A 23,875-nucleotide genomic window follows, 5' to 3' on the forward strand; every position below is an offset into this window, starting at 1 on the left:
TCTTTACAGGCGATTTTGCCGTTGAAACCCCGGCAATATTTGAGCGAAATCAATAAACCTTCTACCCATTCAGGGCAATATCTCTCTCGCAGGTGAATGCAACGTCAAGCGATGGGCGTTGCGCTCCATATTGTCTTACTTCCTTTTTTGAATTACTGCATAGCACAATTGATTCGTACGACGCCGACTTTATTGAGTCGGCTTTTTTTTTGCCCTCTGCCAGCTAACTTCTACGCTTAAAGAATAGTCCTGTAAAGAGAGGGGATAAACTATGCGTAAAATGGCGCTATCATTGCAGTCGATACCCATCGGCCCTGAGCCTAACGATCCGGTGCCCGTTCCCGATCCGCGGCCTCGTCCACACCCGCTTCCCGACCCGCCGCCGGACGATGACCCGATTAAATTGTCGCATCAAGAGCGGAGATCTGCGAGGATACGCGCCTGCAGATTGTCCGCCCTTTAATGCGAGAAAACATTGTGACCGCTTTTTCAACACTGAACCTTTTGCCCGAAGCTCAACTGAACAACCTTAACGAACTGGGATACCACGCGATGACGCCGGTGCAGGCCGCCGCGTTGCCGGCAATCCTGGCAGGGAAGGATGTGCGCGTACAGGCGAAAACCGGCAGCGGTAAAACGGCGGCCTTTGGTCTGGGATTGCTGCAGCACGTTGACGCCGGTCTGTTCCAGACCCAGTCACTGGTTCTGTGCCCGACCCGCGAACTGGCGGATCAGGTTGCTGGCGAACTGCGTCGCCTGGCGCGCTTTTTGTCAAATATTAAAATATTAACCCTCTGCGGCGGCCAGCCTTTCGGCGCCCAGCGCGATTCCTTACAGCATGCGCCGCATATTATTGTCGCCACGCCGGGTCGCCTGCTTGACCACCTGCAGAAGGGGACCGTGTCGCTGGATGCGCTGCAGACGCTGGTTATGGATGAAGCCGATCGCATGCTTGATATGGGCTTCAGCGATGCTATCGATGAAGTGATTCGTTATGCCCCGGCTTCGCGCCAGACTTTACTATTCTCCGCGACCTGGCCGGAAGCCATCGCTGCGATCAGCGGCCGGGTGCAGCGGGATCCGCAGACGATCGAAATCGATAGCGTTGATGCGCTGCCGTCTATTGAACAGCAGTTCTTCGACGTTTCGCAAAGCGGTAAAATCAAGCTGCTGCAAAAATTGCTCAGCCAGCATCAGCCGGCTTCCTGCGTGGTATTTTGTAATACTAAGCGCGATTGTCAGGCGGTGTGCGATGCATTGAACGCTGCCGGCCAGAGCGCGCTGTCGCTTCATGGCGACCTGGAACAGCGTGACCGCGATCAGACGTTGGTACGTTTTGCCAACGGTAGCGCCCGCGTACTGGTGGCGACCGACGTCGCGGCGCGCGGTCTGGATATCAAATCGCTGGAGCTGGTGGTTAACTTTGAACTGGCGTGGGATCCTGAAGTGCACGTCCACCGTATCGGGCGAACCGCCCGCGCAGGCGAAAGCGGCCTGGCGATTAGTTTCTGCGCGCCGGAAGAGGCGCAGCGCGCTAACATTCTTGCCGAAATGCTGCAGATCAAACTCAACTGGGTTAACGCGCCGGCGGGTAATCATATTGCGCCGCTGCAGGCGGAGATGGCGACCCTGTGTATCGATGGCGGTAAGAAGGCGAAGATGCGTCCGGGCGATGTGCTGGGGGCGTTAACTGGCGATATGGGGTTTGAAGGCGCCGATATCGGTAAGATCAACGTTCATCCCGCGCATGTTTATGTCGCTATCCGCCAGGGCGTGGCGCAGAAGGCGTATAAGCAGTTGCAAAACGGCAAGATTAAAGGCAAGTCCTGCCGCGTACGTCTGCTGAAGTAAGGGGCGACAAGTGATGGTCTCCGGCGGTTGCCGGAGACGTGTTGCCTGTTATTTTACTTCAACCACATTCAGACGCAGTTCATCTAACTGAGCGTCTTCTTCTTCCGGCTGCCAGCCCGCAGGCTGCAGCGGGATCTCTTCGCGGTCAAAAGCCAGATCGCCGCCGTCAACCACCGCAGATCCGTGAGTGATGGATTTAAAATCAAACAGATTGACGTCGCTCAGGTGCGACGGCACCACGTTCTGCATTGCGCTAAACATGGTTTCGATACGGCCAGGATAGCGTTTATCCCAATCGCGCAGCATATCGGCGATCACCTGACGCTGCAGGTTAGGTTGGGATCCGCACAGGTTGCAAGGAATGATCGGGAAGCCTTTGGCCTGCGAGAAGCGTTCGATATCTTTTTCGCGGCAGTAGGCCAGCGGGCGGATAACGATATGCTTGCCGTCATCGCTCATTAGCTTCGGCGGCATACCTTTCATTTTGCCGCCGTAGAACATGTTGAGGAACAGCGTCTGCAGGATATCGTCGCGGTGATGGCCGAGCGCGATTTTGGTCGCGCCCAGTTCGGTCGCCGTACGGTAGAGAATGCCGCGGCGCAGACGAGAGCACAGTGAGCAAGTGGTTTTGCCTTCCGGGATTTTCTCTTTAACGATGCCGTAAGTGTTCTCTTCGACAATCTTATACTCAACGCCCAGCTGTTCCAGATACGCCGGCAGAATGTGCTCCGGGAAGCCCGGCTGTTTCTGATCGAGGTTAACGGCTACCAGCGAAAAAGAAATAGGCGCGCTTTTTTGCAGGCTGCGCAGAATTTCCAGCATGGTATAGCTGTCTTTGCCGCCCGAAAGACAGACCATAATACGGTCGCCATCTTCAATCATGTTGAAGTCGGCGATCGCCTCACCGACATTACGGCGCAGACGTTTCTGCAGCTTGTCGATGTTGTATTTTTCTTTTTTACTAATTTCTTGATTTTGCAGCATTTAATAGTGGCTCAATTCATAGTGTGGCATCAGAAGAGCACGCGTTGTGCCAGTCGCTGGAGCAATTCCCGCTGGCGCGTAGCAATGAGTGAGGTCTGATAGAAAACCGTGGCGTGTATGGTACGGATTCGGGGGGGCAATGTCAGCATCTTTCCGGCACTTTAATCCGCGAGGAGTAAAGATAATAAAGCCCGCCGGGCGGCGGGCTTTGCGATTATCTGACGACCAGTACCGAGCACTCGGCATGGCGCACTACCGCCGCGGCGTTAGAGCCGAGCAGATAAGTGGTGATGTCCGGGCGATGCGAGGCGATAATGACCAGGTCGGCGGGCAGCGATTTAGCCAGCGCCAGGATCTTATCTTTTGGCGAGCCTTCGGCAACGTGGAAATGCATTCTGTCTTCCGGAATGGCGAAGCCTTTGGCTAATTCGCGCAGTTGCGCTTCCGATTCGGCGCGCAGTTCATCCATTGCCGGCAGTTCAGCGGTATAGGCCATACCCAGAGAGGCGTAGTAGGGTAGCGAAGGGATAACGGTGAGGAAATGCACCTGCGCGTCATCGACGCGTGCTTCGGATTCAACGTGGCGGATCACACGTTGAGTAAATTCTTTATCAGAAATATCGATGGGTACCAGAATCATTCTACTCATAAAACCTCCTGTTTTAATAACCACCAAAACAGTATGCCATCAGGATTGAGGTTCTGCTACTGCGTGAATCACAAATTGGTACGACAACCGGCAATTTATTGTTGGTTTAAGTGAAACGCCCGCCGTGAAAGGCGGGCGCAAGCATTAGAACTGATATACCAGACCCAGTGCTACGATATTGTCGGTAGAAATACCGTTGTCTTTATAGAAGTCGTCATTGCCGTCGAGCAGGTTGATTTTGTAATCAACGTAGGTGGACATATTACGGTTGAAGTAATAGGTCGCGCCGACATCCATATATTTAACCAGGTCTTTATCAGAGTACTGGCCCATATAACTCAGGTCTTTGCCTTTGGATTGCAGGTAAGAGATCGCCGGACGCAGGCCAAAGTCGAACTGGTATTGTGCGGTGACTTCAAAGTTCTGCGTCTTATTGGCGATACCACCGCCATGATCGCTGTTGGTAGAACCATATGGCGTCATATTACGGGTTTCAGAATACATAGTCGCCAGATAAACATTGTTGGCGTCATATTTTAGACCTGCAGTCCAGGCATCCGCTTTGTCGCCCTTGGCGTAGCGATCGCCAACAGTATAGTTTTGCTGGGCGTTTGTACGATCGGATGAAGTATATGCTGCCCCAGCGCTGATACCCATGCCTAAGTCATAGGTAGCGGACAGGCCATAGCCGTCGCCATTGTCATAGCGAATGTCGCCATCGGTGCTGCGGTTATTGGTACCCACATTCATATCTTCAGTATTCTGGTTTTCATTTTTACCCTGATACTGAAGCGCGAAGTTCAGGCCGTTAACCAGACCGAAGAAATCGCTGTTACGATAGGTCGCGACACCGTTGGCGCGGCCGGTCATAAAGTTGTCGGACTGGGTATAAGAGTCGCCGCCGAACTCTGGTAGCATATCGGTCCAGGCTTCCACGTCGTACAGGACGCCGTAGTTACGGCCATAGTCGAATGAACCGTAGTCGCCCGCTTTGATCCCGGCGAATGCAAGACGGGTCCATGCCTGATCGCCGGAGCTTTCGGTGTTGTTGGCCTGAACGTTGTATTCCCACTGACCATAGCCGGTGAGCATATTGTTAATTTGCGTTTCACCTTTAAAGCCGAAACGCAGGTAGGTCTGGTCGCCGTCTTTGCTGGAGTCGCTGGAGAAATAATGTAAACCGTCTACCTTGCCGTAGAGATCTAATTTGTTGCCATCTTTATTATAAATTTCTGCCGCGTGAGCAGCGCCGGCAGCCAATAATGCCGGGATAACCAATGCCAGTGCTTTTCTTTTCATTTGGATATTCCTTTAACTATTTTTGTTTTAACTTCCTGGGTGGAAGTACGGCCATGCTAAAGGAGCGCATTCTGATATGATAAGTATCAATTGTTACAATATAAGTAAATTCTAAAGTAAATAAATATACAGTAATGATAATTTTCCGTATGAATGGTTTGCGGGTAAATATATAAAATAAAAATTATACAATACAGATTGAATATCGTATTCTGACTGCGTTATATGCCTTTATTGTCATTGAATCCTTATATTGTTGCCGTCTCATTCATATTGAATGATTAATTCGTCGGAAAATGACAAGCCCGAATAGATTTACTATTCGGGCTTTTTTTATAGCACCAGATTTGCGTCAGCCGGTTTAGCTTTCGGTTGTCGGTTTCTCCGCTTTACCTGCCAGCTGGGCCAGGAAGTCATAGCGTTTTTGTAGGTCGGCGGCCGCGTCTTTCCACAACTGCTCGGCAACTTCCGGCTGCTGGGCGTTCAGGCGGCGGAAGCGTTGCTCGTTGAGCAGCGTCTCAGCCAGCGCGTCTGACGGCGGGCGCGAGTCCAGCGCCAGCGGCAGCTTACCTTCATCGGCGCGACGCGGGTCGAAGCGGTACAGCGGCCAGAAGCCGGTTGCCGTCAGCTGGCGCATCTGGTCGTGGCTTAGCGCCAGGTCGTAACCGTGCTCCTCGCACGGGCTATAGGCGATAATCAACGAAGGACCCGGATAGGCTTCCGCTTCCTGAATGGCTTTCACCGTCTGGTTAAGCTGCGCGCCGAGCGAAATCTGCGCCACATAGACATGACCGTACATCATCATGCTCACGCCGAGATCTTTGCGTGCCTTACGTTTACCGTGCTCGCCAAACTTGGTGACCGCGCCGAGCGGCGTCGCCTTCGATGCCTGCCCGCCGGTGTTAGAATAACACTGGGTATCGAGTACCAGGATATTGACGTTTTCCGTCAGGCTCAGCACGTGGTCAAGGCCGCCAAAGCCAATATCATAGGCCCAGCCATCACCGCCGATAAGCCAGACCGATTTCTCAACTAACGCATCCGCATCGGTGAGCAGCTCTTCGGCTCCGGCGACGCCCGTCAGCGCCTGACGCAGCTCGGCGACCTGTTCGCGGCGCGCTTCCGGCGACGCTTGCGCATGTAGCGCGGCATTCAGTTCAGCCGGCAGCTTATCGGCAAATTCGCTCAACAGCCGCATTACGCGCTGGCGGTGTTGATCGACGGTTAAGCGGAAGCCCAGGCCGAATTCGGCGTTGTCTTCAAACAACGAGTTGGCCCACGCCGGACCGCGGCCGTTAGCGTCAGTGGTATAAGGCGTTGAGGGGAGGTTGCCGCCGTAAATAGAGGAACAGCCGGTGGCGTTGGCAATCAACATCCGATCGCCATACAGCTGGGTCAACAGTTTGATATACGGCGTTTCGCCGCAGCCGGAGCAGGCGCCGGAGTATTCAAACAGCGGACTAATCAGCTGCGAGGTACGAATATCAATGCGCTCAAGTTTGGTGCGATCGATTTCCGGCAGGTTGAGGAAGTAATCATAATTGACTTTCTCTTCTTCAACGTGCTCAAGGCGCGACATCATATTGATGGCCTTGATGTCAGGATTCTGGCGATCTTTCGCCGGACACACTTCGACGCACAGGTTGCAGCCGGTGCAATCTTCAGGCGCGACCTGCAGAACGTACTTCTGCCCGCGCATATCGCGTGATTTCACATCCAGCGAGTGCAGGCTGGCAGGGGCGTTTTCCATCTCTTGCGGTGAGACCACTTTGGCGCGGATTGCCGAATGCGGACAGGCGGCGACGCAGTGGTTGCACTGGGTACACAGCTCCTCCTTCCAGATAGGGATCTCTTCGGCAATGTTGCGTTTTTCCCAACGGGTTGTGCCCATGGGCCAGGTACCATCTGGCGGCAGCGCGGAGACCGGCAGCGCATCGCCAAGACCGGCAAGCATCGCCGCGGTGACGGTTTTGACAAAGTCCGGCGCGGCATCGGAGACCACTGGCGGACGATTAGGGCTGCTGGCGTTAACCGGCTGCAGCGGCACTTCCGCCAGCGATTCGCGGGCCAGCGCCAGCGCCTGCCAGTTGCGTTCCACCAGCTCCTGACCTTTACTGCTATAACTTTTGGCAATCGCACCCTGCAGTTCGGCCAGCGCGCTGTCGCCCGGCAGGATTTGGGTTAAATGGAAAAAAGCCATCTGCATAACGGTGTTGATGCGCGCGCCAAGGCTGCACTCGCGGGCGATTTTCGCTGCGTTAACCACATAAAAGCGCGCTTGCTTTTGATTCAGCGCGGCCTGTACTTCCTGCGGCAGGCGGGACCATACCTCATCAGCGCTGTAGGGCGTATTGAGCAGGAAAATGCCTCCGGGCTTCAACCGCTCTACCATCTGATATTTATCGATAAATTGCAGCTGGTGGCAGCCAACGAAATCGGCCTGTGAGATCAGATACGACGAGCGGATCGGTTTTTCGCTAACGCGCAGGTGCGAGACGGTCAGGCCGCCGGCCTTCTTCGAATCATAGACAAAATAGCCCTGCGAGAACCACGGCGTGGAGTTGCCGATAATCTTGATATTGTTTTTGGTCGCCGAGACGCTACCGTCGCTGCCGAGGCCGTAAAACAGCGCTTCCAGCTTCGCTTCCGCAGGTAACGTGTTTTCCCCCAGCGGCAGCGAAAGGTTCGTCACATCATCGTAAATGCCAACGGTAAAACGAGGCTTGGGCTGTGCGGCTTGTAATTCATTGAAGATAGCCAGTACGCATTCCGGGCCAAACTCTTTGGACGAGAGACCATAACGGCCGCCAATAGTACGCGGTAGCGTTTCGCGCTCGCCGCGGTTGAAGGCTTCCGCCAGTGCGGTCATAACATCGAGGTATAGCGGTTCGGCCAGCGCGCCGGGTTCTTTGGTGCGATCCAGTACGGCGACCGCGCGGGCGCTTTCCGGTAAAGCCTGCAGCAGATGTGCGGCGGAGAACGGGCGATAGAGGCGAACTTTCAGCACGCCGACTTTTTCCCCACGGCTCAGCAGTTCATCAACGACCTCTTCACAGGTACCGATAGCGGACCCCATGATGACAATAACCCGCTCTGCCTGCGGATGACCGTAAAACTCGAACGGTTTGTACTGGCGACCGGTTGCGGCGGCGAAATCATTCATCGCCGTTTCAACGTGCTCGTACACCGCGTCGTACCACGGGTTGGTTGCTTCACGGGACTGGAAGTAGGTGTCCGGATTGGCGGAGGTGCCGCGAATGACCGGATGCTCCGGGTTAAGGGCGCGTTGGCGATGCTCGGCGATTTTATCCTGCGGCAGCAGGGAACGAATGGTGTCATCCGCCAGCGGAGCGATTTTGTTGATTTCGTGCGAGGTGCGGAAACCATCAAAGAAATGAATAAACGGCACGCGGCTTTGCAGTGTGGCGATATGGGAAATCAGCGCGAAGTCCTGCGCTTCCTGGACGCTGCTGGCGCAGAGCATCGCGCAGCCGGTCTGACGCACGGCCATCACGTCGGAATGATCGCCGAAAATTGACAGCGCATGAGTGGCGACGGTACGGGCGGCGACATGCAGGACAAAGGGCATCAACTGGCCGGCCAGCTTGTACAGCGTCGGGATCATCAGCAGCAGGCCCTGCGATGACGTAAAGGAAGTGGAAAGGGCGCCGGTCTGCAGCGCGCCGTGCACGGCGCCGATAGCCCCGGCTTCCGACTGCATTTCGACCACGCGGGGGACGTCCCCCCAGACGTTTTTCAGCCCATCGCCAGACCAGGCGTCGGCCTGCTCCGCCATCGTTGAACTGGGCGTAATCGGGTAGATGGCGATAACTTCACTCGTGCGAAACGCGACTGAAGCGACCGCGCCATTACCGTCAATCGTAATCATAAGAAGACACCCTTACATTGCGCAAAAAGAAGGGACTCGTGAAACGGCGACGAGTCCTGTTGTTATTTCCATATTTTAGCAAACGCCCGCCGCGACCATTTTCGCATTTGTGTCCTTGGGAATGTCCTTATCTATGTTTGGATCAATTTTTTGGCGGAAAAACAGAAAAGTGGCTGACCAGAGAGCTCAAAAGGTAGTGACGGATACCGGCGATGCATCGCTTAAACAAAGCAAAATATATTTTTAAATTTAATAGCTTTTAGCCAACCGGCAATCGCGTGCTATTTATTTGCTGCGGTGAATTCCCCTCTGCGGCGGAGCGTTCAGTTCAGTTCCCTGTTGGCGAAAATTAGCACGCGAATTAGCTCGAACTGGCTAATTCACCGGGAGGCACCCGGCACCGCAATCATCATGTGCAAACTATGCCGCCCGGTCGCTGCAACCGTGATTTTTTCGTCGGGAAAATATTTCGGGCTGGGATGAAAAGCGCGCTGGTAAGGCGCTTTGCCTGCCGGGATCAAGCTTTAAGCGGAAAATTTGCTAGAAAATGTTAATGAGGCGCATAAATACGTATTTCGCCTCTCGACGGCAGGCGCTGCGCTGCCTATTATTCTTGAGTTTGTTTATTCTAAGATGTTTCTGAAAGGGGGAGAGGATGCGAGCTGCGTTTTTAGTGGGGTGCGCTGCGTTATTTCTGTCGGCTTGTAGCAACGAGCCGGTGCAACAAGCCACCGCGGCACACGTACCGCCCGGCATGCGCGCGGCGATGAGCGACAGCGGCCAGGCGAATTGCGCGATGGTTGGCGGTTCATTATCCGTTGCCCGCCAGCTTGATGGCAGCGCTATTGGCATGTGCGCGCTACCGAATGGTAAACGCTGCAGCGAGCAGGCATTAGCGGGCGGAAGCTGCGGAAACTACTAATACGCAACGCGCCTCGCTACATTAAATCGGCGAGTTTATACACCAGTGATTGGTCGGCGGTCGCCAGCGTGAGCTGATTCTCCGTCAGATCGACCTGCGCGCCCTCGCGCAGCATTTTGCTGAGGGTATTATCCAGCGCGTTCCGTTGTGGATCCGCGCACAGCTTACGCGTCATCGCCAGCTGTTCAACTTTTAGCTCGCCGTCAGACAGCTTGCCCTGGCCGCTGAAGCCGTTGCACATCGTGCCTGACACATACATTTTTTCGCCGAAGCTAATTTCCGGCGGCGGCGTCTGGCCTGTCGGTAGCGCCTGGCCGTTAACGCTGGTCAGCACAAAACGGTGATGTTGCAGTTGTTCGGCGTTGGTAGAAACTTTGCTGTTGTATACGCAGCCCGATAGCAGCATTCCCGCCGCCAGCAGTGCAGCAAACTTATTCATTCGTACTCCAAAACATTTGTCATATCAATAAAACGAAAAACAGTGTAACTGTAATGCAGGCAGGATCTGTGGGGATTGTCTGAATGTGCCCCCCGCTAACGGGGAGCACAAAAGGGGAAAGAAGCTTAGACCAGCGCGTTCGGGCAGGTTTCGCCCTTAGCAACCTGCTGAAGATTACTCAACGTTGTTTCGGAAATACCGATCAGCGCTTCAGCCGTCAGGAACGCCTGGTGGCCGGTAAACAACACGTTGTGGCAGGCGGAGAGCCGGCGGAACACGTCATCCTGAATGACATCGTTCGATTTATCTTCAAAGAACAGATCGCGTTCATTTTCATACACGTCCATTCCCAGCGCGCCGATTTTCTGATGCTTCAGCGCGTCGATAGCCGCTTGAGAATCGATTAGCGCGCCGCGGCTGGTATTAATGACCATCACGCCGTCTTTCATCTGATCGAAGGCTGCCTGATTGAGCAGGTGATAGTTTTCGTCGGTAAGCGGGCAGTGCAGCGAGATAACGTCGGACTGCGCGTACAGCGTCGGCAGGTCGACATATTCAACGCCGAGATCCAGCGCCGCCGCGCTCGGATAGGGATCAAACGCCAGCAGGCGCATACCGAAACCTTTAAGGATCCGCAGCGTCGCGACGCCGATTTTACCGGTGCCGATCACTCCCGCGGTTTTACCGTACATGGTGAAGCCGGTCAGCCCTTCCAGCGAGAAGTTGGCATCGCGGGTACGTTGGTAAGCACGGTGGATACGGCGGTTCAGGGACATCATCATACCGATAGCGTGTTCTGCTACGGCTTCCGGCGAGTAGGCCGGAACGCGCACGACGCGCAGACCCAGCTCTTTAGCCGCGTCAAGATCGACGTTGTTAAACCCGGCGCAGCGCAGCGCGATGTATTTCACGCCGTGGGCTTTCAGCTCTTCCAGCACCGGACGGCTACCGTCGTCGTTAACGAAGATACATACCGCTTCACAACCGTTGGCCGTTTTTGCGGTCTTTTCGGTCAGCAGGAAGTCGAAAAATTCCAGTTCAAAGCCGTATGCGTCGTTAACATGCTGCAGATACTTTTTATCGTACTGCTTGGTACTATAAACAGCGATTTTCATAAGGCTTTCCTCTAGTGATAATACCGTCACGGTAGCATAATTAAAATAATCTTACAAATATTAAAAATTAGTTTAATCATCAGGTTATGATATTAATTTTAGAGCATATCGCAGTCTTAAGAAATCTCTTTAAAAGACAATACGTTTCACCAAAAACTAAGGCTAAATGCTCCCGGCGCCAGCAGGATAAATGGCCAGAGTAAACCCGATGCAACGTTGGCCACCTGAAAACGCCATAGCGGCGTACCGCTGGCGCCGGTAACCAGCGGTAACGTTGCTCGCAGCGGCGACAGAAAGCGGCCAAAGAATACCGCCCAACCGCCGTGACGGCGCAGGAATAGCTGGCTGCGCAGCACTCGTTCGGCGCTGAGCCAGCGCAGACGCTGCAGATGATGCTGATAGCGACGGCCAATTTGCCATGAGAGCCAGAATCCGCCGATTGCGCCGAGGCTGGCGCTTAGCCACATTAGCAAGAAATGACCGATACTGGTTGACGCCAACGCCCCGAGCACCAGCAAACCGGAGGTCCCGGGGATCACAAAAGAGATGAGGGCGCAGGATTTACTGAAGGTCAGCAGGAAAACAATCAGTAATACCAATGAATAGTGGCTCTGCGCGCGTTCGATCAGCGAGATAATGAGCTCCACGGAATAACGGCTCCTTATTACCTGTTTTTCCAAGTGTCGCAGGCATAATTTAAACGAAGACTAAATATTTTTTCAGCAGAAATGAGTGCGGCTATCCTTAATCTGGACGTTAACTTTCACTCGCGGGCCGAACGTGCCACAATAGGCGCTTATCGGCTTTTACTTAGAATCAGGATTTGACTGCCCATGAAGGGTAAATATAAAGCCGCTCTTGCGCTGTTATTAGCTCTAATTTTACTGCCGTTGGCCCTGCTGGCCACATTAACGCATTGGGTTCCGACGCTGGCGGGTATCTGGCTGCCGGTCGGCACGCGGATCTCGCTTGGCGAAAGTCCGCGCCTGACGCGCTCCTCGTTGGTTATCCCCGATTTACGCTACCTGGTGGGCGATTGTGAAATTGCTCGCGTCAGCAACGCGCGTCTTACCCGTCCCAGCCGCTGGCGGTTACACCTGAGTGAACTGGATATCAATAGCGCCTGCCTGGCTAAGGTCCCCTCCAGCGAGCCGCTCTCCGGCGCGCCGCGAACCCTCGCCGAGTGGCAATCGATGCTGCCGTATAGCTGGTTAACTATCGACAATCTGCGCCTGTCGCCGTGGGAAAAATGGCAGGGAAAACTGGTGATGTCGTTGACGCCTGGGCAGCAGGATATCGGTTATTCAGGCAAAGAGGTCACGCTACAGGCGAAACTGCGCGGCCAGACCTTAACGGTCAGCAATTTCAGCGCGCGGCTGGTGGAAGATCAGGCGCCGGTTAAGCTGGTCGGTGAATTCGAAATGCCGCTGGTGCCGGATGGCTTACCGGTCGATGGTCATCTGGTCAGCACTTTCGAATTCCCGCAAACGCCGGGTCTGGTGGATGCGGAACTGGAATGGCAGAAAAATCGCGGCCAGCTGCTGGTCACGCCGCGCGGTGAGGTTGAGCCGATGCTGGATTTGCCTTGGGAGATAACCCCTGAACGTATCACCATCAGCGACGGGCGCTGGAACGCGGTTTATGCCGGCTATCCGCTTAGCGGGCGGGTGGCGCTATCGGTTGGCGACTGGCAAAAAGGCACCGAAGAGATGGAAATCAGCGGCCGGCTCAATGTGTTAACGCACGGTGAAGCCGGTAAGGGGAACGCCGTGCTGAACATTGGCCCAGGTAAGCTAAGCATGGATCACAGCGACATGCCGCTCAGCCTGACCGGCGAAGCCAAGCTCGACGATATGATTTTTTACGCCGTGCTGCCCGCCAAACTCAGCGGGCCGCTAACGACGCCGGAGCTGGCTTTTCATCCCGGCGCGCTGCTGCGCTCGCGCGGGCGGGTGATTGACTCGCTGAATATCGATGAGATCCGCCTGCCGTTGGCGGGAGTGAAAGTGACTCAGCAGGGGGTGGATGGCCGCCTGCAGGCGATACTGCGCGCCCACGAACAGGAAATGGGCGATTTCATCCTGCACCTGGATGGGCAGGCCGACAACTTTATGCCCGACCGCGGTCGCTGGTCGTGGCGATACTGGGGAGATGGTCACTTTACGCCGATGCAGGCGCGCTGGGATGTGAAGGGCGCCGGCGAGTGGCGGGACAGCGCCATTATTCTTAACAGCCTGTCGACCGGGTTCGATAAGCTACAGTACGGCACCATGCTGGTCAGCACGCCGCGCCTGACCCTCGATAAACCCATTCACTGGCTGCGCAATGAACAGCATCCAAAATTCAGCGGCGCGTTGTCGCTTGATGCCGGTAAAACCACTTTCAGCGGCGGCAGCGTTTTGCCGCCGTCAACGCTCAAGTTCAATATTGATGGCCGCGATCCGACCTGGTTCCTGTTTAACGGCTCATTACACGCGGAGAAAATCGGCCCGATTCGTCTGACCGGCCGTTGGGACGGCGAACGCCTGCGTGGCCAGGCCTGGTGGCCGAAACAGTCGCTTAGCGTATTCCAGCCGCTGATCCCGCCGGACTGGAAAATGACCCTGCGTGAAGGTGATATGTATGCGCAGGTAGCATTTTCCGCGGCAGCCGGGCAGGGTTTTGAGGCCGGGGGCCACGGCGTCTTAAAAGGCGGTAGCGCCTGGATGCCGGACAACCAAATCAACGGCGTCGACTTTGTTCTGCCATTCCGCTTCAGCGGCGGAAGCTGGCAGCTCGGTACCCGCCGTCCGGTTTCGCTGCGTATTGGCGAAATCGTCAACCAGTTTACCGCCAAAAATCTCAGCGCCGATCTCCAGGGAACATGGCCCTGGAGCGAGCAGGATCCGCTGGAATTGAGCAACGTCAATGTTGATATCCTTGGCGGTAAGCTGACCATGCAGCAGCTAAGGATGCCGCAGCATCAGCCGGCGCTACTGCGTCTGCAGAATATCTCCAGTAGTGAATTAATCAGCGCCATCAAAGTAAAACAGTTTGCGGTGTCTGGCGCGTTTAACGGCGCGTTACCGTTATGGCTGAACAACGATAAGTGGATCATTAAAGACGGCTGGTTTAGCAACCCCGGCCCGATGACCATGCGTCTGGATAAAGATACCGCCGATGCGCTGGTGGCCGACAACGTTTCCGCCGGCGCGGCGATCAACTGGCTGCGCTATATGGAAGTCTCGAAATCCTGGACGCGTATCAATCTTGATAATCTCGGGAAGCTGACGATGAGCGCGGCGATTAGCGGCACCAGCCGGGTGGACGGAAAAAGCAGCACCGTGCATTTAAACTATACCCATGAAGAGAATATTTTCGATCTGTGGCGCAGCTTGCGCTTCGGCGATAATTTGCAGGCATGGCTTGAGCAGAATGCGAAACTGCCCGCCCCGCGCTGTACGGATACATGTAAGGAACCAAAATGATAAAACTGTTCGCCGCGGCGCTGGCGACCCTGCTGCTGGCAGGCTGTACGCCGCGTATTGAAATCGCCGCGTCCAAGGAGCCGATCACCATCAATATGAATGTCAAAATTGAGCATGAGATTCATATTAAGGTGGATAAGGACGTCGAAAATCTGCTGAAGTCGCGTAGCGATCTGTTCTGAGGCGATAATGAAAAAACGACTGCTGACAGCCACCCTGGCGTTAATGCTGTTGAGTAGCCCGGCGCTGGCGCTGACCTTGAATGAGGCGCGGGCGCAGGGGCGGGTGGGGGAAACGCTGAACGGCTACCTGGCGCCGCTGAAACAGGATGCGCAGACGTTGGCGTTAGTTAAACAGATTAATGCCGCGCGCAGCGAAAGCTATCAGCAACTGGCGGATGACAATAATCTGCCGGTGGATGAAGTGGCGAAAATGGCCGGGCAGAAGCTGGTCGCCCGGGCGCAGCCGGGGGAATATGTGCAGGGTATTAACGGCAAATGGCTGCGCAAATAGTTACCGATAGCGCTTACGGTATTCGCCGGGCGATACGCCGAAGCGCTGCTTAAACGCTGTCGAAAAATGGCTATGGTCGGTAAAGCCCCAACTATAGCCAATTCCCGCCAGCTTCTCTTCATCGTGGGCGTTTTGTAACGCCCGTGCGCACAGGTCTAGACGCCGGTTCTTAATATACTGCGCGACCACCAGCCCCTTATCGGCAAACAGGCGGTACAGGCTGCGTACCGACATGCCGGTTTCCCCGGCCAGCCACTCCGGACGCAGCTGCTCTGACTGTATCGACTCATCTATCAACGCCATGATTTTTTGAAACTGCTTCTCGCGACGCGTCGGCGGTGCGTCATGCTGCTGTAGCATTGGTCGCAGCAGACAGACGATAGCCTCCAGCGCCGCTTCGCCTTCGCTTTCTGAGAGCGCCGGGCTGCGCATACTTTCTTGCAGCAGCCGTTGGCTAAGCTGGACCATCGGCAGCGTTTTATTCAGCCGGGTGGCGATGCTGATGTCGCTGCCGTGCAGCTGGCTTTCCACGAGCTGGCGGGGCAGCAGCAGCGAAGCCTGTTTTGACGTTTGTTGCCAAAAGATAGAGCAGGGGCGTGAGGCATCAATGAGCGTGATATCGCCGGCCTCAAGCACTACCTGGCGCTCGTCCTGCTCGATAGCCGCCTGGCCCTCGAGCTGAAAAACGGTATAGAACCAGGCGTCGTTGTCGCGTTTAATTTCATTACGGGTGCGGTAAAGATTGACGCCTCGGGCGGTGACGGTACTGACTTTGAGGCTGCCGGTATAGCTTGCATCAATTTCGCCATGGAACGCGCCTTCCAGCGGACGGGCGGCAAAATGGCCGCATACCTGGTTAATCTTCGCTAACCAACGCTGATAGTCCTGCCCGTTTTCTACCGTCGCCATCGTCTGCACCCTGTAAAAATAATGTTTCTGTATTGTTGCATTTACGCCGTGAGTGGCAAGAGCGCAGCGTGGAGTATATGAAAGAACTATTACCTGCGGCACATTTCGCCGCATGCCAGGGTGTTTAATTGCGGGACCTGTCACAGCGGCAAAAATGATTGTCACAGAGAAAAAAGCGCAAATGGCTGACCCGTCCTAGACTGTGTGCACTATCCGCGAACAATAAGGAAGTCGCATGTCCACATCACAGGTCGCGCTGCTCGCCAGCGTACAGCAATTTCTCGACAGACAGCATGGCTTATATATTGATGGCAACCAGCAGGCGGCACAGAGCGAAAAACGCTTAACCGTCTGGGACCCGGCCACCGGCCAGGCGATTGCCACGACGGCAGATGCTAATGCCGCCGACGTTGACCGCGCGGTGATGTCCGCCTGGCGCGCTTTTGTCGCCCGTAGCTGGGCCGGGCGCACGCCGGCCGAGCGCGAGCGGATCCTGCTGCGTTTCGCCGATCTGGTGGAACAGCATGGTGAAGAGCTGGCGCAGCTCGAAACCCTTGAACAGGGTAAGTCGATCAATATCTCGCGCGCGTTTGAAGTCGGTTGCACCCTCAACTGGATGCGCTATACCGCCGGACTGACCACTAAAATCAGCGGCCGCACGCTGGACGTCTCCATTCCGTTCCCGGAAGGCGCGCGCTATCAGGCGTGGACCCGTAAAGAGCCGGTTGGGGTGGTGGCGGGGATTGTTCCCTGGAACTTCCCGCTGATGATCGGCATGTGGAAGGTGATGCCGGCGCTGGCCTCCGGTTGTTCCATTGTGATTAAACCCTCTGAGACCACGCCGTTAACCCTGCTGCGAGTCGCGGAGCTGGCCACGGAGGCCGGGATCCCGGACGGCGTCTTTAACGTCGTCACCGGTAGCGGCGCCGAGTGCGGGGCGGCCTTAACGACCCATCCGCAGGTGGCGAAAGTGAGCTTCACCGGTTCGACCGCCACCGGCAAACAGATTGCCCGCGCGGCGGCCGATCGCCTGACCCGTGTAACCCTTGAACTCGGCGGCAAAAACCCGGCCATCGTGCTGAAAGATGCCGATCCGCAGTGGGTGATTGAAGGGTTAATGACCGGAAGTTTCCTCAATCAGGGGCAGGTATGCGCCGCCAGTTCGCGGATCTATATCGAAGCGCCGCTGTTTGATAACCTGGTCGCTGGCTTTGAGCAGGCGGTCAAGTCGCTGCAGGTGGGGCCGGGAATGGTTGAAACGACGCAAATTAACCCGGTGGTGTCGCAGGCGCACTGCGCCAAAGTGGCCGCTTATCTGGACGAAGCGCGTAAGCAAAACGCCGAGCTGATCAGCGGTAACGTTGGGCCGAATGGTAACGGTTTTTATATTGCGCCGACTCTGGTGATTAATCCGGATGCCGGGCTGCGCCTGAATCGCGAAGAGGTGTTTGGCCCGGTGGTGAACCTGGTGCGCGTCGCCGATGGCGAAGAGGCGCTACGCTTAGCCAACGACAGTGATTTTGGCCTCACCGCCAGCGTCTGGACCCGCGACCTGACTCAGGCGCTGAACTATACCGATCGTCTGCAGGCCGGTACAGTATGGGTCAACAGCCATACGCTGATTGATGCCAACCTGCCGTTCGGCGGGATGAAGCAGTCCGGTACCGGGCGCGATTTTGGTCCGGATTGGCTGGACGACTGGTGCGAAACCAAATCGGTGTGCGTGCGCTACTGATTTTTTGTCGGATGGCGCTACGCTTATCCGACCTACGGTTCGTGCGGCCTGCCTTTAATTTATTCACCACGCTGGCTGACACTACTGGTGCTGGTGATCTCAAAACCCCCCGGTGGCGCTACCGCTTTCCGGGGCTACAGCGCTTTGCGATTTGGTAGCCCGGAGAAGGCGCAACGCGCCGCCTCCGGGAAACGCCCCGGTGGTTCGACATACCTCTTCCCCCTGAGCGCTGATTTGCTATGATCGGCGCTCTTTTTTTCTGATGTTGCCCCGCTATGTGGAATGATGCGCTTTGCTATCAGCAGTACGGCGCGCCGGAAACGGTGCTCGCGCTGCATCACCTGCCGTTGCCGCCGCTGGCGCCCGGACGAGTACGCGTGCAAATGCGCTATGCGCCGGTCAACCCTTCCGATCTGATTCCCATTACCGGCGCTTACCGCCATCGTACGACGCTGCCATCGGTAGCGGGCTATGAAGGTGTTGGTGTGGTGATTGAAGACGCGACGAGTGGGCGTCCACGACTGGGGCAGCGGGTTCTGCCGCTGCGCGGCGCCGGAACCTGGCAGCGTTATCTTGATATTGACCCGCGCTGGCTGGTGCCGGTCGCTGAAGAGATAGATGACATCCTGGCCGCGCGCGGCTATATCAATCCGCTGACCGCAATGCTGATGCTGACGCGCTGGCCGGTGGCGGGGAAACATCTGCTTTTGACCGCGGCTTCATCGTCCTGCGCCAGCCTACTGGGACAGTGGGCGCTCGCCATGGGCGCGCGTTCGGTAAGCGGTATTATTCGCTCGCCGCAGCACATCCCGCGCTTACAGCAGTATGGCGTCTATCCGCTACTCGAAGGTGACAGGGCGCTGATTGAACAAGTGAGTCAGTACAGCGATCTGGTGTTTGATGCGGTGGGCGGTGAGCTGGCTGACTTTCTGCTATCGGTACTGCCGCAGTCGTCAACGCTTGTCTCTTACGGCTTGCTAGCCGGTAAACCGCTCACCCAGACGCGAGGCAGCGCATCGGTACGCAAATTTCATCTGCGGGAGGCCTTACCAACACTCAGCGTCGATGCGTGGCAGGCTGCTTTTACGGCGATCTGGCGCCAGCTGTCGACCACGGCGCAGCCTGCAGCGCAGGTGATAAAGCTGTGCGACTGGCGTGAAGCGATTGCCGCCGCAGGCCAGCCGGGAAGAAGCGGTAAAATCCTGCTCGATTTCACCGCGGGTTAAGATTATTTTTTCTTCTCGCCAAGCGTTGGGGTTTCGTCAAAGAAGTTCCACGGCTTGAGCAGCGCGTGCGCCCACTCGGTCGGCATGATCGGCCACTCTTCGGCGCGTGCGACGTGCGTGGTGCCGGTAGTAATCCATACGACGTCATCGTGGTTAGTCAGCGACTCATCATCCTTTGCGTACTGGCCTAAGCCGGTATCCTGGGCGGAGCGGTTGGGATATTTTCCTTCCGGATAACGTTCGCCTGGATGGTAGCGCGTCACCCACAGCTGTTTATCCATAAAGCTCAGACGATGATATATCCACTCGTCCGGGGCGAACCTGGCGCCGGTCGCCGCCGGGTGCGTGCCGCCGGCATAAGGGATAATCTGGTAAGAGACCGGGTTACCCATGCGGTTCTCTTTGCTGGTGTTGCTCAGCAGGCGGATGGTGCCCGGGTCGAATTTCTGCGCCGCTTTCTGCTCGCTATTGATTGTGTACTGATTCACCTGCATGGTGCTGGTGCGCGGGCCGCCGGCGGTGTTTGGCTTCACTTCAGGATCCATCGCCACCAGGGTGTTGTTTTCGCCGTCCACGTCGAGGTCGAGGCGGAAATTATAAATATGCTGGTGGGTGGTGCCGACAATATTATGGTCGATCAGCGTCCCGTAGCGGGTATCCTCTTTGGCGCTGGGGTCGTGCATGGTCTTCGCCATCACGCCTTTAACGGCTTCAATCCCGGTGGCGCCGGCATCGATGCCGATGGTGCCGTTGTCGTGGAACACCCAGTCAAAGATATAATCATAGTTCCCGACGGTACTGATCCAGCGCACCACCAGTTCCCGGCGCTCGGTGCTGACGTTAGGTTTGCCCATTTCCAGATGCTTATATTCCGGCCCGGCATAGCGTTCGAATATGGCGACCGCGCCTGGAATCGTGGTCGGTTTGCCGGTGTAATCGGCGATAGTTTCATCCAGCAGTACCGCATTCGATGGCGCATCTTTGCCGCGGACAATCGGCGATGTCAGAGTGCCCATGCCGTAATCGCCGGAGTCGAGGTAGGCTTTGAAATACCAGCCGACGTCCGGGTCGCCGTAGGGCACGATCATCCCGCCGAGGGAACCTTCATACATTACCTGGCGTTTTGTGCCGTTATCGTTGTAAGTCACCGTCGAGAGAATGGGCCCGACGCGCGAGTTAAGGCGCAGGTGGAAATCCCAGTTCCGCCAGTGGATGGTATCGCCGGTAATCGTATAGTTTTTGCCTTCCGGTTCGGTAATATCCAGCGGTTTCACCGCCGCGGCGTTGCGGTCTCGGCCATCATAAGGTCGTGGTTCCATTGGGACCGGGATCACCGGGCCTTCTTCAATTTTGATAATTTTCTTCGCTTCAAGGTCGACCACCGCCACCAGGTTTTCAATCGGGTGCGCCCAGTAGTTGCCGTCGCCGGTATCCAGATAACTGACTACCTTCAGCAGACGCGCATCCTGCTGCAGGCCATCTTTGCCATCAAAGTAGCCAACGGTGAGCGGGGTGGTGACCACTTTGCTGGGATCGGTGATTCCGTGCTTTTTCAGCACCTCAGCGAATTCGCTGCTGGCATTGATAATGTTCTGCACGCTGACAAAATCATCGAGCAGCACCATCCCGTGGGCGCCTTTAATTGGCGTCCATGAGAGGATTTTTTTGTTTTGCAGATCGACGACGGCTTCAATGACATGTTTGCCATCGAGCATCACCACATCGGCGGTGCGCGGGGCATCAACGGGCGTTCCCTGCAGGGCAAAGGCCCATACCGCCGCCTTGTCCGGTTCGTGTAAGGAAATCTCAGTAAAGCGGGTATTCGGCTGGAACTCCGGCGCGGCTTTAACAATGGTCACCGCTTCACCGATTTCCGCCGCCGAGAGCGAGTTTAACGGGTGAGGGCGCTTTTCTACCTGGAAGGTCTGATCGAGACCGGACTGGAACACATCGTTGATAAAGGTATCGGAGACCCAGGCTTTACCTTCCTTCATTACCACCGGCACCTGTAGATCAAGGGATTTACCGTTGACGATCGCCGTTTTGGCGCCGGGCTTGACTTTGACGTAAGCGCCGTCTTTTATCAGGGTAAACATTTGCGCGTAGTCATCCCACTGCACATCGGCGCCGAATTCCTGCAGCGTTTTATCCAACGGCACCATGTGCGCTTCGCTACCGTGAGCGAAGACCGGTGATTGCCAGGCGCAAATCACCGCGACAGCGAGGGCCAGCGCGGTTTTACGAGGGGAAAACATTAAGCCGTTTGCCATTGTGACCTCATCTTATTGTTGTGTTGTTATTGCCGCTGCGAATGTCGGCTTTGTTACGCTTACCCTAGCAGTCTGCCGCCCAGGAACGTTTGTTTGCTTTTGCCAGCTTGTTTGTCAGTTTTGCCAGACGGACGTAAAAAATGCCTCCGTAGAGGCATTGAGAACGTGCGCCGATTTTTTTGCCGGGTGGCGGCTGACGCCTTACCCGGCCTACCCAACCGGGTCTGACTGTCTGTAGGCCCGCGCAAGCGCAGCGCCGCCGGGCGATTTTTTTGCAGATTACGCCGGGAAATCTCCCTGCTGGCGCGCCACCAGGGTAAGAATGGAATACAGCGCCACCGCCTGCTGGTGCTGGTTGAAAATCTCAACAGCCCATTCCACCACGCCGGTGGCTTTCTCATCGGCGCTGCGCTGACGTTTGACCGTTTTCCGCTTACAGGTCAGGCGAACCTGAATGGTGTCTCCAGGTTTGACGGGTTCAATAAAGCGCAGGTTTTCCATGCCGTAGTTGGCGATAACCGGCCCGACGCCGGCATCGACGAATAGCCCGGCCGCTGCGGAGATCAGGAAATAGCCGTGAACCACCCGCTCGCCGAAAATCGACTCGGCGGCGGCGATTTTGTCCATATGCGCATAGAAATGGTCGCCGCTCAGGCAGGCGAAGTTAACGATATCCGCTTCGGTCAGGGTTCTCCGCGGGGTCAGTAAACTGTCGCCGGGCTGGATTTCTTCGAAGTATTTACGGAACGGGTGAATGCGGTCTTCGCTAACCTGCGCGCCACGCACCCACTGCTGGCCGATGGTCGCCAGCATCGTTGGGCTGCCCTGGACCGCGGTACGCTGCATATAGTGTTTCACCGAGCGCAGCCCGCCAAGCTCTTCTCCGCCGCCAGCGCGGCCGGGGCCGCCGTGTACCAGCTGCGGCAGCGGCGAGCCGTGGCCGGTCGACTCTGCCGAGGACTCCTCGTTAAGGATCTGAATACGACCATGCGCGCGCGCGGCGCCAAGGATAAACTCGCGCGCCAGCTCGCCGCTGGCGGTGACCAACGTCCCGGCCAGACTACCGCCGCCGGCGCGCGCCAGCGTCAGCGCATGCTGGCGGTCACGATATGGCATCAGCGTCGCTACCGGGCCAAAAGCTTCTATGGCGTGGACTGCCGGCGTTTCATCTGGCTGTGAGCAGTACAACAGGGTCGGCGGGAAGAATGCGCCGTCAGCATTAAGATCTGCCTGTCCGCCAAGCAGGGCTTCGCAGCCGGCGGCAATCAGTTTATTGACGTTATCCTGCACATCCTGACGCTGTTCGCTATTAACCAGGGCCCCCATTTTAACGCCCTCCTGCGCAGGGTCACCGACGGTTACTTTATGTAGGCGGGAGATCAGTGCATCGCTAACCGCATTAATCTGAGCTAGTGGCACAATGATTCTGCGGATAGCGGTACATTTTTGCCCGGCTTTCGCCGTCATCTCGCGGACCACTTCCCGAATAAACAGCGCGAATTCCGGTTGCTCCGGGGTGACATCTTCGCCTAATACGCAGCAGTTGAGCGAATCAGCTTCCATGGTAAAGGGAATGGATTTGGCCACCAGGTTAGGATGCGACCGTAGCTGCTGGCCGGTGGCGGCAGAGCCGGTAAAGGTCACCACGTCCTGGCTATCGAGATGGTCGAGAAGATCGCCCGCGCCGCCGCAAATCAGGCTGATGGCGCCTTCCGGCACCAGGCCGCTGTCGACAATCGCTTTTACCATCGCCTGGGTGAGCTGGGCGGTAGCGGTTGCCGGTTTAATGATAGCCGGCATACCGGCAAGCCACGTGGGCGCCAGTTTTTCCAGCATTCCCCAGCAGGGGAAGTTGAAGGCGTTGATATGTACGGCGACGCCCGACTTCGAGGTCAGCACGTGACGTGCGGCAAAACCGCCCTGTTTGGAGAGCGGAATTAGCTCGTCCTCCGGCCACAGGATATCGTCCGGCAGTTCGCGACTACCCAGCCCGGCATAAGTGAACAAAGTACCGATACCGCCTTCAATATCCACCCAACTGTCGGCGCGGGTTGCGCCGGTTTGCGCCGAGATGGCGTAGAACTCGGCTTTCTGCTCCAGCAGGTGTTTCGCCACTGCTTTCAGCATCGCGCTACGTTCAATAAAGGTCATCGCCTGCAGGGCTTTGCCACCGCGTTCAATCGCGAAGCGGCGCGCCTGCGCCATATCCAGTCCTTCACTGGTCACCTCCCAAAGCGCCGCGCCGGTAATGGCGTGATGGATAGTACGGGCGCGGCCCCGGCCGGTCTGCCAGGCGCCGGATAAGTAACTGGCTAACTGCTGCATCGCAAATCTCCAAATATGTTACGTGTGATATCTATAAATAGTTCTTTTATGAATCATAAAAATCAAGCCCGTATTTAATATTTTATTAACATTGTGATCGGTGGTTAATTGGTTGTTGTGCTTATATCGCTGTTTTATCTGTCATTTACAAAAGGTTTTGCGGTTATCATCACAAAAAGAACAAACAAAATTTGTGGTTTTATTTAACCAATATGTAACCTTCAATAAACAAAGTGATTCACATAAATGTTTTTGTTGTGAATATCGGAATCATAAAGGTGA

At 55.9% G+C, this 23,875-nt stretch carries 18 protein-coding genes; 8 read left to right on the plus strand and 10 right to left on the minus strand.

All coding sequences use genetic code 11. From position 1 onward, the window contains the following. Positions 1 to 280: 280 nt before the first annotated feature. Entirely contained in the window at positions 281 to 463 is a 183-nt protein-coding gene (locus PGR23_RS04530) for a hypothetical protein (RefSeq protein WP_071596126.1), read from the plus strand. A gap of 14 nt (positions 464 to 477) precedes the next feature. After that, entirely contained in the window at positions 478 to 1,851 is a 1,374-nt protein-coding gene (gene dbpA / locus PGR23_RS04535; RefSeq protein WP_047049019.1) for an ATP-dependent RNA helicase DbpA, read from the plus strand. A gap of 48 nt (positions 1,852 to 1,899) precedes the next feature. On the opposite strand, the gene ttcA is transcribed toward dbpA, so the two are convergent. The 4 genes from ttcA to nifJ form a co-directional block, all read right to left on the minus strand. Continuing rightward, positions 1,900 to 2,835, minus strand: a complete 936-nt coding sequence (ttcA, locus tag PGR23_RS04540; protein ID WP_015366315.1) for a tRNA 2-thiocytidine(32) synthetase TtcA — start codon at positions 2,833 to 2,835, stop codon at positions 1,900 to 1,902. A 214-nt stretch (positions 2,836 to 3,049) separates the two neighbouring features. Further along, a complete protein-coding gene (gene uspF, locus PGR23_RS04545; RefSeq protein WP_015366316.1) occupies positions 3,050 to 3,484 on the minus strand; it encodes a universal stress protein UspF in 435 nt (144 codons plus the stop codon). 144 nt (positions 3,485 to 3,628) lie between these two features. Beyond that, positions 3,629 to 4,783, minus strand: a complete 1,155-nt coding sequence (gene ompC, locus PGR23_RS04550) for a porin OmpC (protein WP_047048936.1) — start codon at positions 4,781 to 4,783, stop codon at positions 3,629 to 3,631. A gap of 361 nt (positions 4,784 to 5,144) precedes the next feature. After that, a complete protein-coding gene (gene nifJ, locus PGR23_RS04555; RefSeq protein ID WP_047067839.1) occupies positions 5,145 to 8,672 on the minus strand; it encodes a pyruvate:ferredoxin (flavodoxin) oxidoreductase in 3,528 nt (1,175 codons plus the stop codon). Positions 8,673 to 9,327: 655 nt separating this feature from the next. Here nifJ and PGR23_RS04560 point away from each other — a divergent pair. Then, positions 9,328 to 9,594, plus strand: coding sequence for a DUF333 domain-containing protein (locus PGR23_RS04560; protein ID WP_396279622.1), 267 nt, complete (start codon positions 9,328 to 9,330; stop codon positions 9,592 to 9,594). Positions 9,595 to 9,610: 16 nt separating this feature from the next. Here PGR23_RS04560 and hslJ read toward each other — a convergent pair whose 3' ends face one another. The 3 genes from hslJ to PGR23_RS04575 form a co-directional block, all read right to left on the minus strand. Next, on the minus strand, positions 9,611 to 10,033 hold the full coding sequence (gene hslJ, locus PGR23_RS04565) for a heat shock protein HslJ (RefSeq protein ID WP_047048931.1): 423 nt from the start codon (positions 10,031 to 10,033) through the stop codon (positions 9,611 to 9,613). Positions 10,034 to 10,158: 125 nt separating this feature from the next. Then, positions 10,159 to 11,148 carry a 2-hydroxyacid dehydrogenase gene (locus PGR23_RS04570; RefSeq protein WP_032711778.1) on the minus strand — a complete coding sequence of 330 codons (990 nt, stop codon included), beginning with the start codon at positions 11,146 to 11,148 and terminating at the stop codon, positions 10,159 to 10,161. Positions 11,149 to 11,294: 146 nt separating this feature from the next. Continuing rightward, positions 11,295 to 11,795: a DedA family protein gene (locus tag PGR23_RS04575; RefSeq protein ID WP_032708230.1), complete on the minus strand. Its 501-nt coding sequence runs from the start codon at positions 11,793 to 11,795 to the stop codon at positions 11,295 to 11,297. A gap of 186 nt (positions 11,796 to 11,981) precedes the next feature. Between PGR23_RS04575 and PGR23_RS04580 the strand changes: the two genes are divergently transcribed. From PGR23_RS04580 to PGR23_RS04590, 3 genes are read left to right on the plus strand one after another with little or no spacing between them, the layout of a single operon-like run. Continuing rightward, positions 11,982 to 14,615 carry a YdbH family protein gene (locus PGR23_RS04580; protein WP_047048928.1) on the plus strand — a complete coding sequence of 878 codons (2,634 nt, stop codon included), beginning with the start codon at positions 11,982 to 11,984 and terminating at the stop codon, positions 14,613 to 14,615. Beyond that, entirely contained in the window at positions 14,612 to 14,797 is a 186-nt protein-coding gene (locus PGR23_RS04585; RefSeq protein WP_015366326.1) for a YnbE family lipoprotein, read from the plus strand. Before PGR23_RS04580 ends, PGR23_RS04585 begins: the two co-directional genes overlap by 4 nt. Positions 14,798 to 14,804: 7 nt before the next feature. Beyond that, entirely contained in the window at positions 14,805 to 15,128 is a 324-nt protein-coding gene (locus tag PGR23_RS04590; protein ID WP_047048925.1) for a YdbL family protein, read from the plus strand. Here PGR23_RS04590 and feaR read toward each other — a convergent pair whose 3' ends face one another. Further along, on the minus strand, positions 15,129 to 16,037 hold the full coding sequence (gene feaR / locus PGR23_RS04595; RefSeq protein WP_047048921.1) for a transcriptional regulator FeaR: 909 nt from the start codon (positions 16,035 to 16,037) through the stop codon (positions 15,129 to 15,131). Between the two features lie 235 nt (positions 16,038 to 16,272). Here feaR and PGR23_RS04600 point away from each other — a divergent pair, with 235 nt between their 5' ends. Both PGR23_RS04600 and PGR23_RS04605 read left to right on the plus strand, forming a co-directional pair. Further along, a complete protein-coding gene (locus PGR23_RS04600) occupies positions 16,273 to 17,772 on the plus strand; it encodes an aldehyde dehydrogenase family protein (RefSeq protein ID WP_047048918.1) in 1,500 nt (499 codons plus the stop codon). Between the two features lie 275 nt (positions 17,773 to 18,047). After that, complete coding sequence (locus PGR23_RS04605; RefSeq protein ID WP_396279623.1) at positions 18,048 to 18,998, plus strand: zinc-dependent alcohol dehydrogenase family protein; 951 nt, start codon at positions 18,048 to 18,050, stop codon at positions 18,996 to 18,998. Between the two features lie 2 nt (positions 18,999 to 19,000). Here PGR23_RS04605 and tynA read toward each other — a convergent pair whose 3' ends face one another. Together tynA and paaZ are read right to left on the minus strand one after the other, a co-directional pair. Next, a complete protein-coding gene (tynA, locus tag PGR23_RS04610; RefSeq protein ID WP_396279624.1) occupies positions 19,001 to 21,268 on the minus strand; it encodes a primary-amine oxidase in 2,268 nt (755 codons plus the stop codon). A 279-nt stretch (positions 21,269 to 21,547) separates the two neighbouring features. Next, positions 21,548 to 23,593, minus strand: coding sequence for a phenylacetic acid degradation bifunctional protein PaaZ (gene paaZ, locus PGR23_RS04615; protein WP_348874632.1), 2,046 nt, complete (start codon positions 23,591 to 23,593; stop codon positions 21,548 to 21,550). Positions 23,594 to 23,875: the final 282 nt, after the last annotated feature.

Source organism: Klebsiella sp. 141162 (assembly GCF_050600755.1).
In the GTDB taxonomy this organism is placed as follows: domain Bacteria; phylum Pseudomonadota; class Gammaproteobacteria; order Enterobacterales; family Enterobacteriaceae; genus Klebsiella; species Klebsiella aerogenes.

Bases quoted from the DNA above. Each gene is read 5' to 3' on its own strand.
- PGR23_RS04530 (WP_071596126.1), top strand. From the start codon at position 281: ATGGCGCTATCATTGCAGTCGATACCCATCGGCCCTGAGCCTAACGAT.
- ttcA (WP_015366315.1), bottom strand. From the start codon at position 2,835: ATGCTGCAAAATCAAGAAATTAGTAAAAAAGAAAAATACAACATCGAC.
- uspF (WP_015366316.1), bottom strand. From the start codon at position 3,484: ATGAGTAGAATGATTCTGGTACCCATCGATATTTCTGATAAAGAATTT.
- ompC (WP_047048936.1), bottom strand. From the start codon at position 4,783: ATGAAAAGAAAAGCACTGGCATTGGTTATCCCGGCATTATTGGCTGCC.
- nifJ (WP_047067839.1), bottom strand. From the start codon at position 8,672: ATGATTACGATTGACGGTAATGGCGCGGTCGCTTCAGTCGCGTTTCGC.
- PGR23_RS04560 (WP_396279622.1), top strand. From the start codon at position 9,328: ATGCGAGCTGCGTTTTTAGTGGGGTGCGCTGCGTTATTTCTGTCGGCT.
- hslJ (WP_047048931.1), bottom strand. From the start codon at position 10,033: ATGAATAAGTTTGCTGCACTGCTGGCGGCGGGAATGCTGCTATCGGGC.
- PGR23_RS04570 (WP_032711778.1), bottom strand. From the start codon at position 11,148: ATGAAAATCGCTGTTTATAGTACCAAGCAGTACGATAAAAAGTATCTG.
- PGR23_RS04580 (WP_047048928.1), top strand. From the start codon at position 11,982: ATGAAGGGTAAATATAAAGCCGCTCTTGCGCTGTTATTAGCTCTAATT.
- PGR23_RS04585 (WP_015366326.1), top strand. From the start codon at position 14,612: ATGATAAAACTGTTCGCCGCGGCGCTGGCGACCCTGCTGCTGGCAGGC.
- PGR23_RS04590 (WP_047048925.1), top strand. From the start codon at position 14,805: ATGAAAAAACGACTGCTGACAGCCACCCTGGCGTTAATGCTGTTGAGT.
- feaR (WP_047048921.1), bottom strand. From the start codon at position 16,037: ATGGCGACGGTAGAAAACGGGCAGGACTATCAGCGTTGGTTAGCGAAG.
- PGR23_RS04600 (WP_047048918.1), top strand. From the start codon at position 16,273: ATGTCCACATCACAGGTCGCGCTGCTCGCCAGCGTACAGCAATTTCTC.
- PGR23_RS04605 (WP_396279623.1), top strand. From the start codon at position 18,048: ATGTGGAATGATGCGCTTTGCTATCAGCAGTACGGCGCGCCGGAAACG.
- tynA (WP_396279624.1), bottom strand. From the start codon at position 21,268: ATGGCAAACGGCTTAATGTTTTCCCCTCGTAAAACCGCGCTGGCCCTC.
- paaZ (WP_348874632.1), bottom strand. From the start codon at position 23,593: ATGCAGCAGTTAGCCAGTTACTTATCCGGCGCCTGGCAGACCGGCCGG.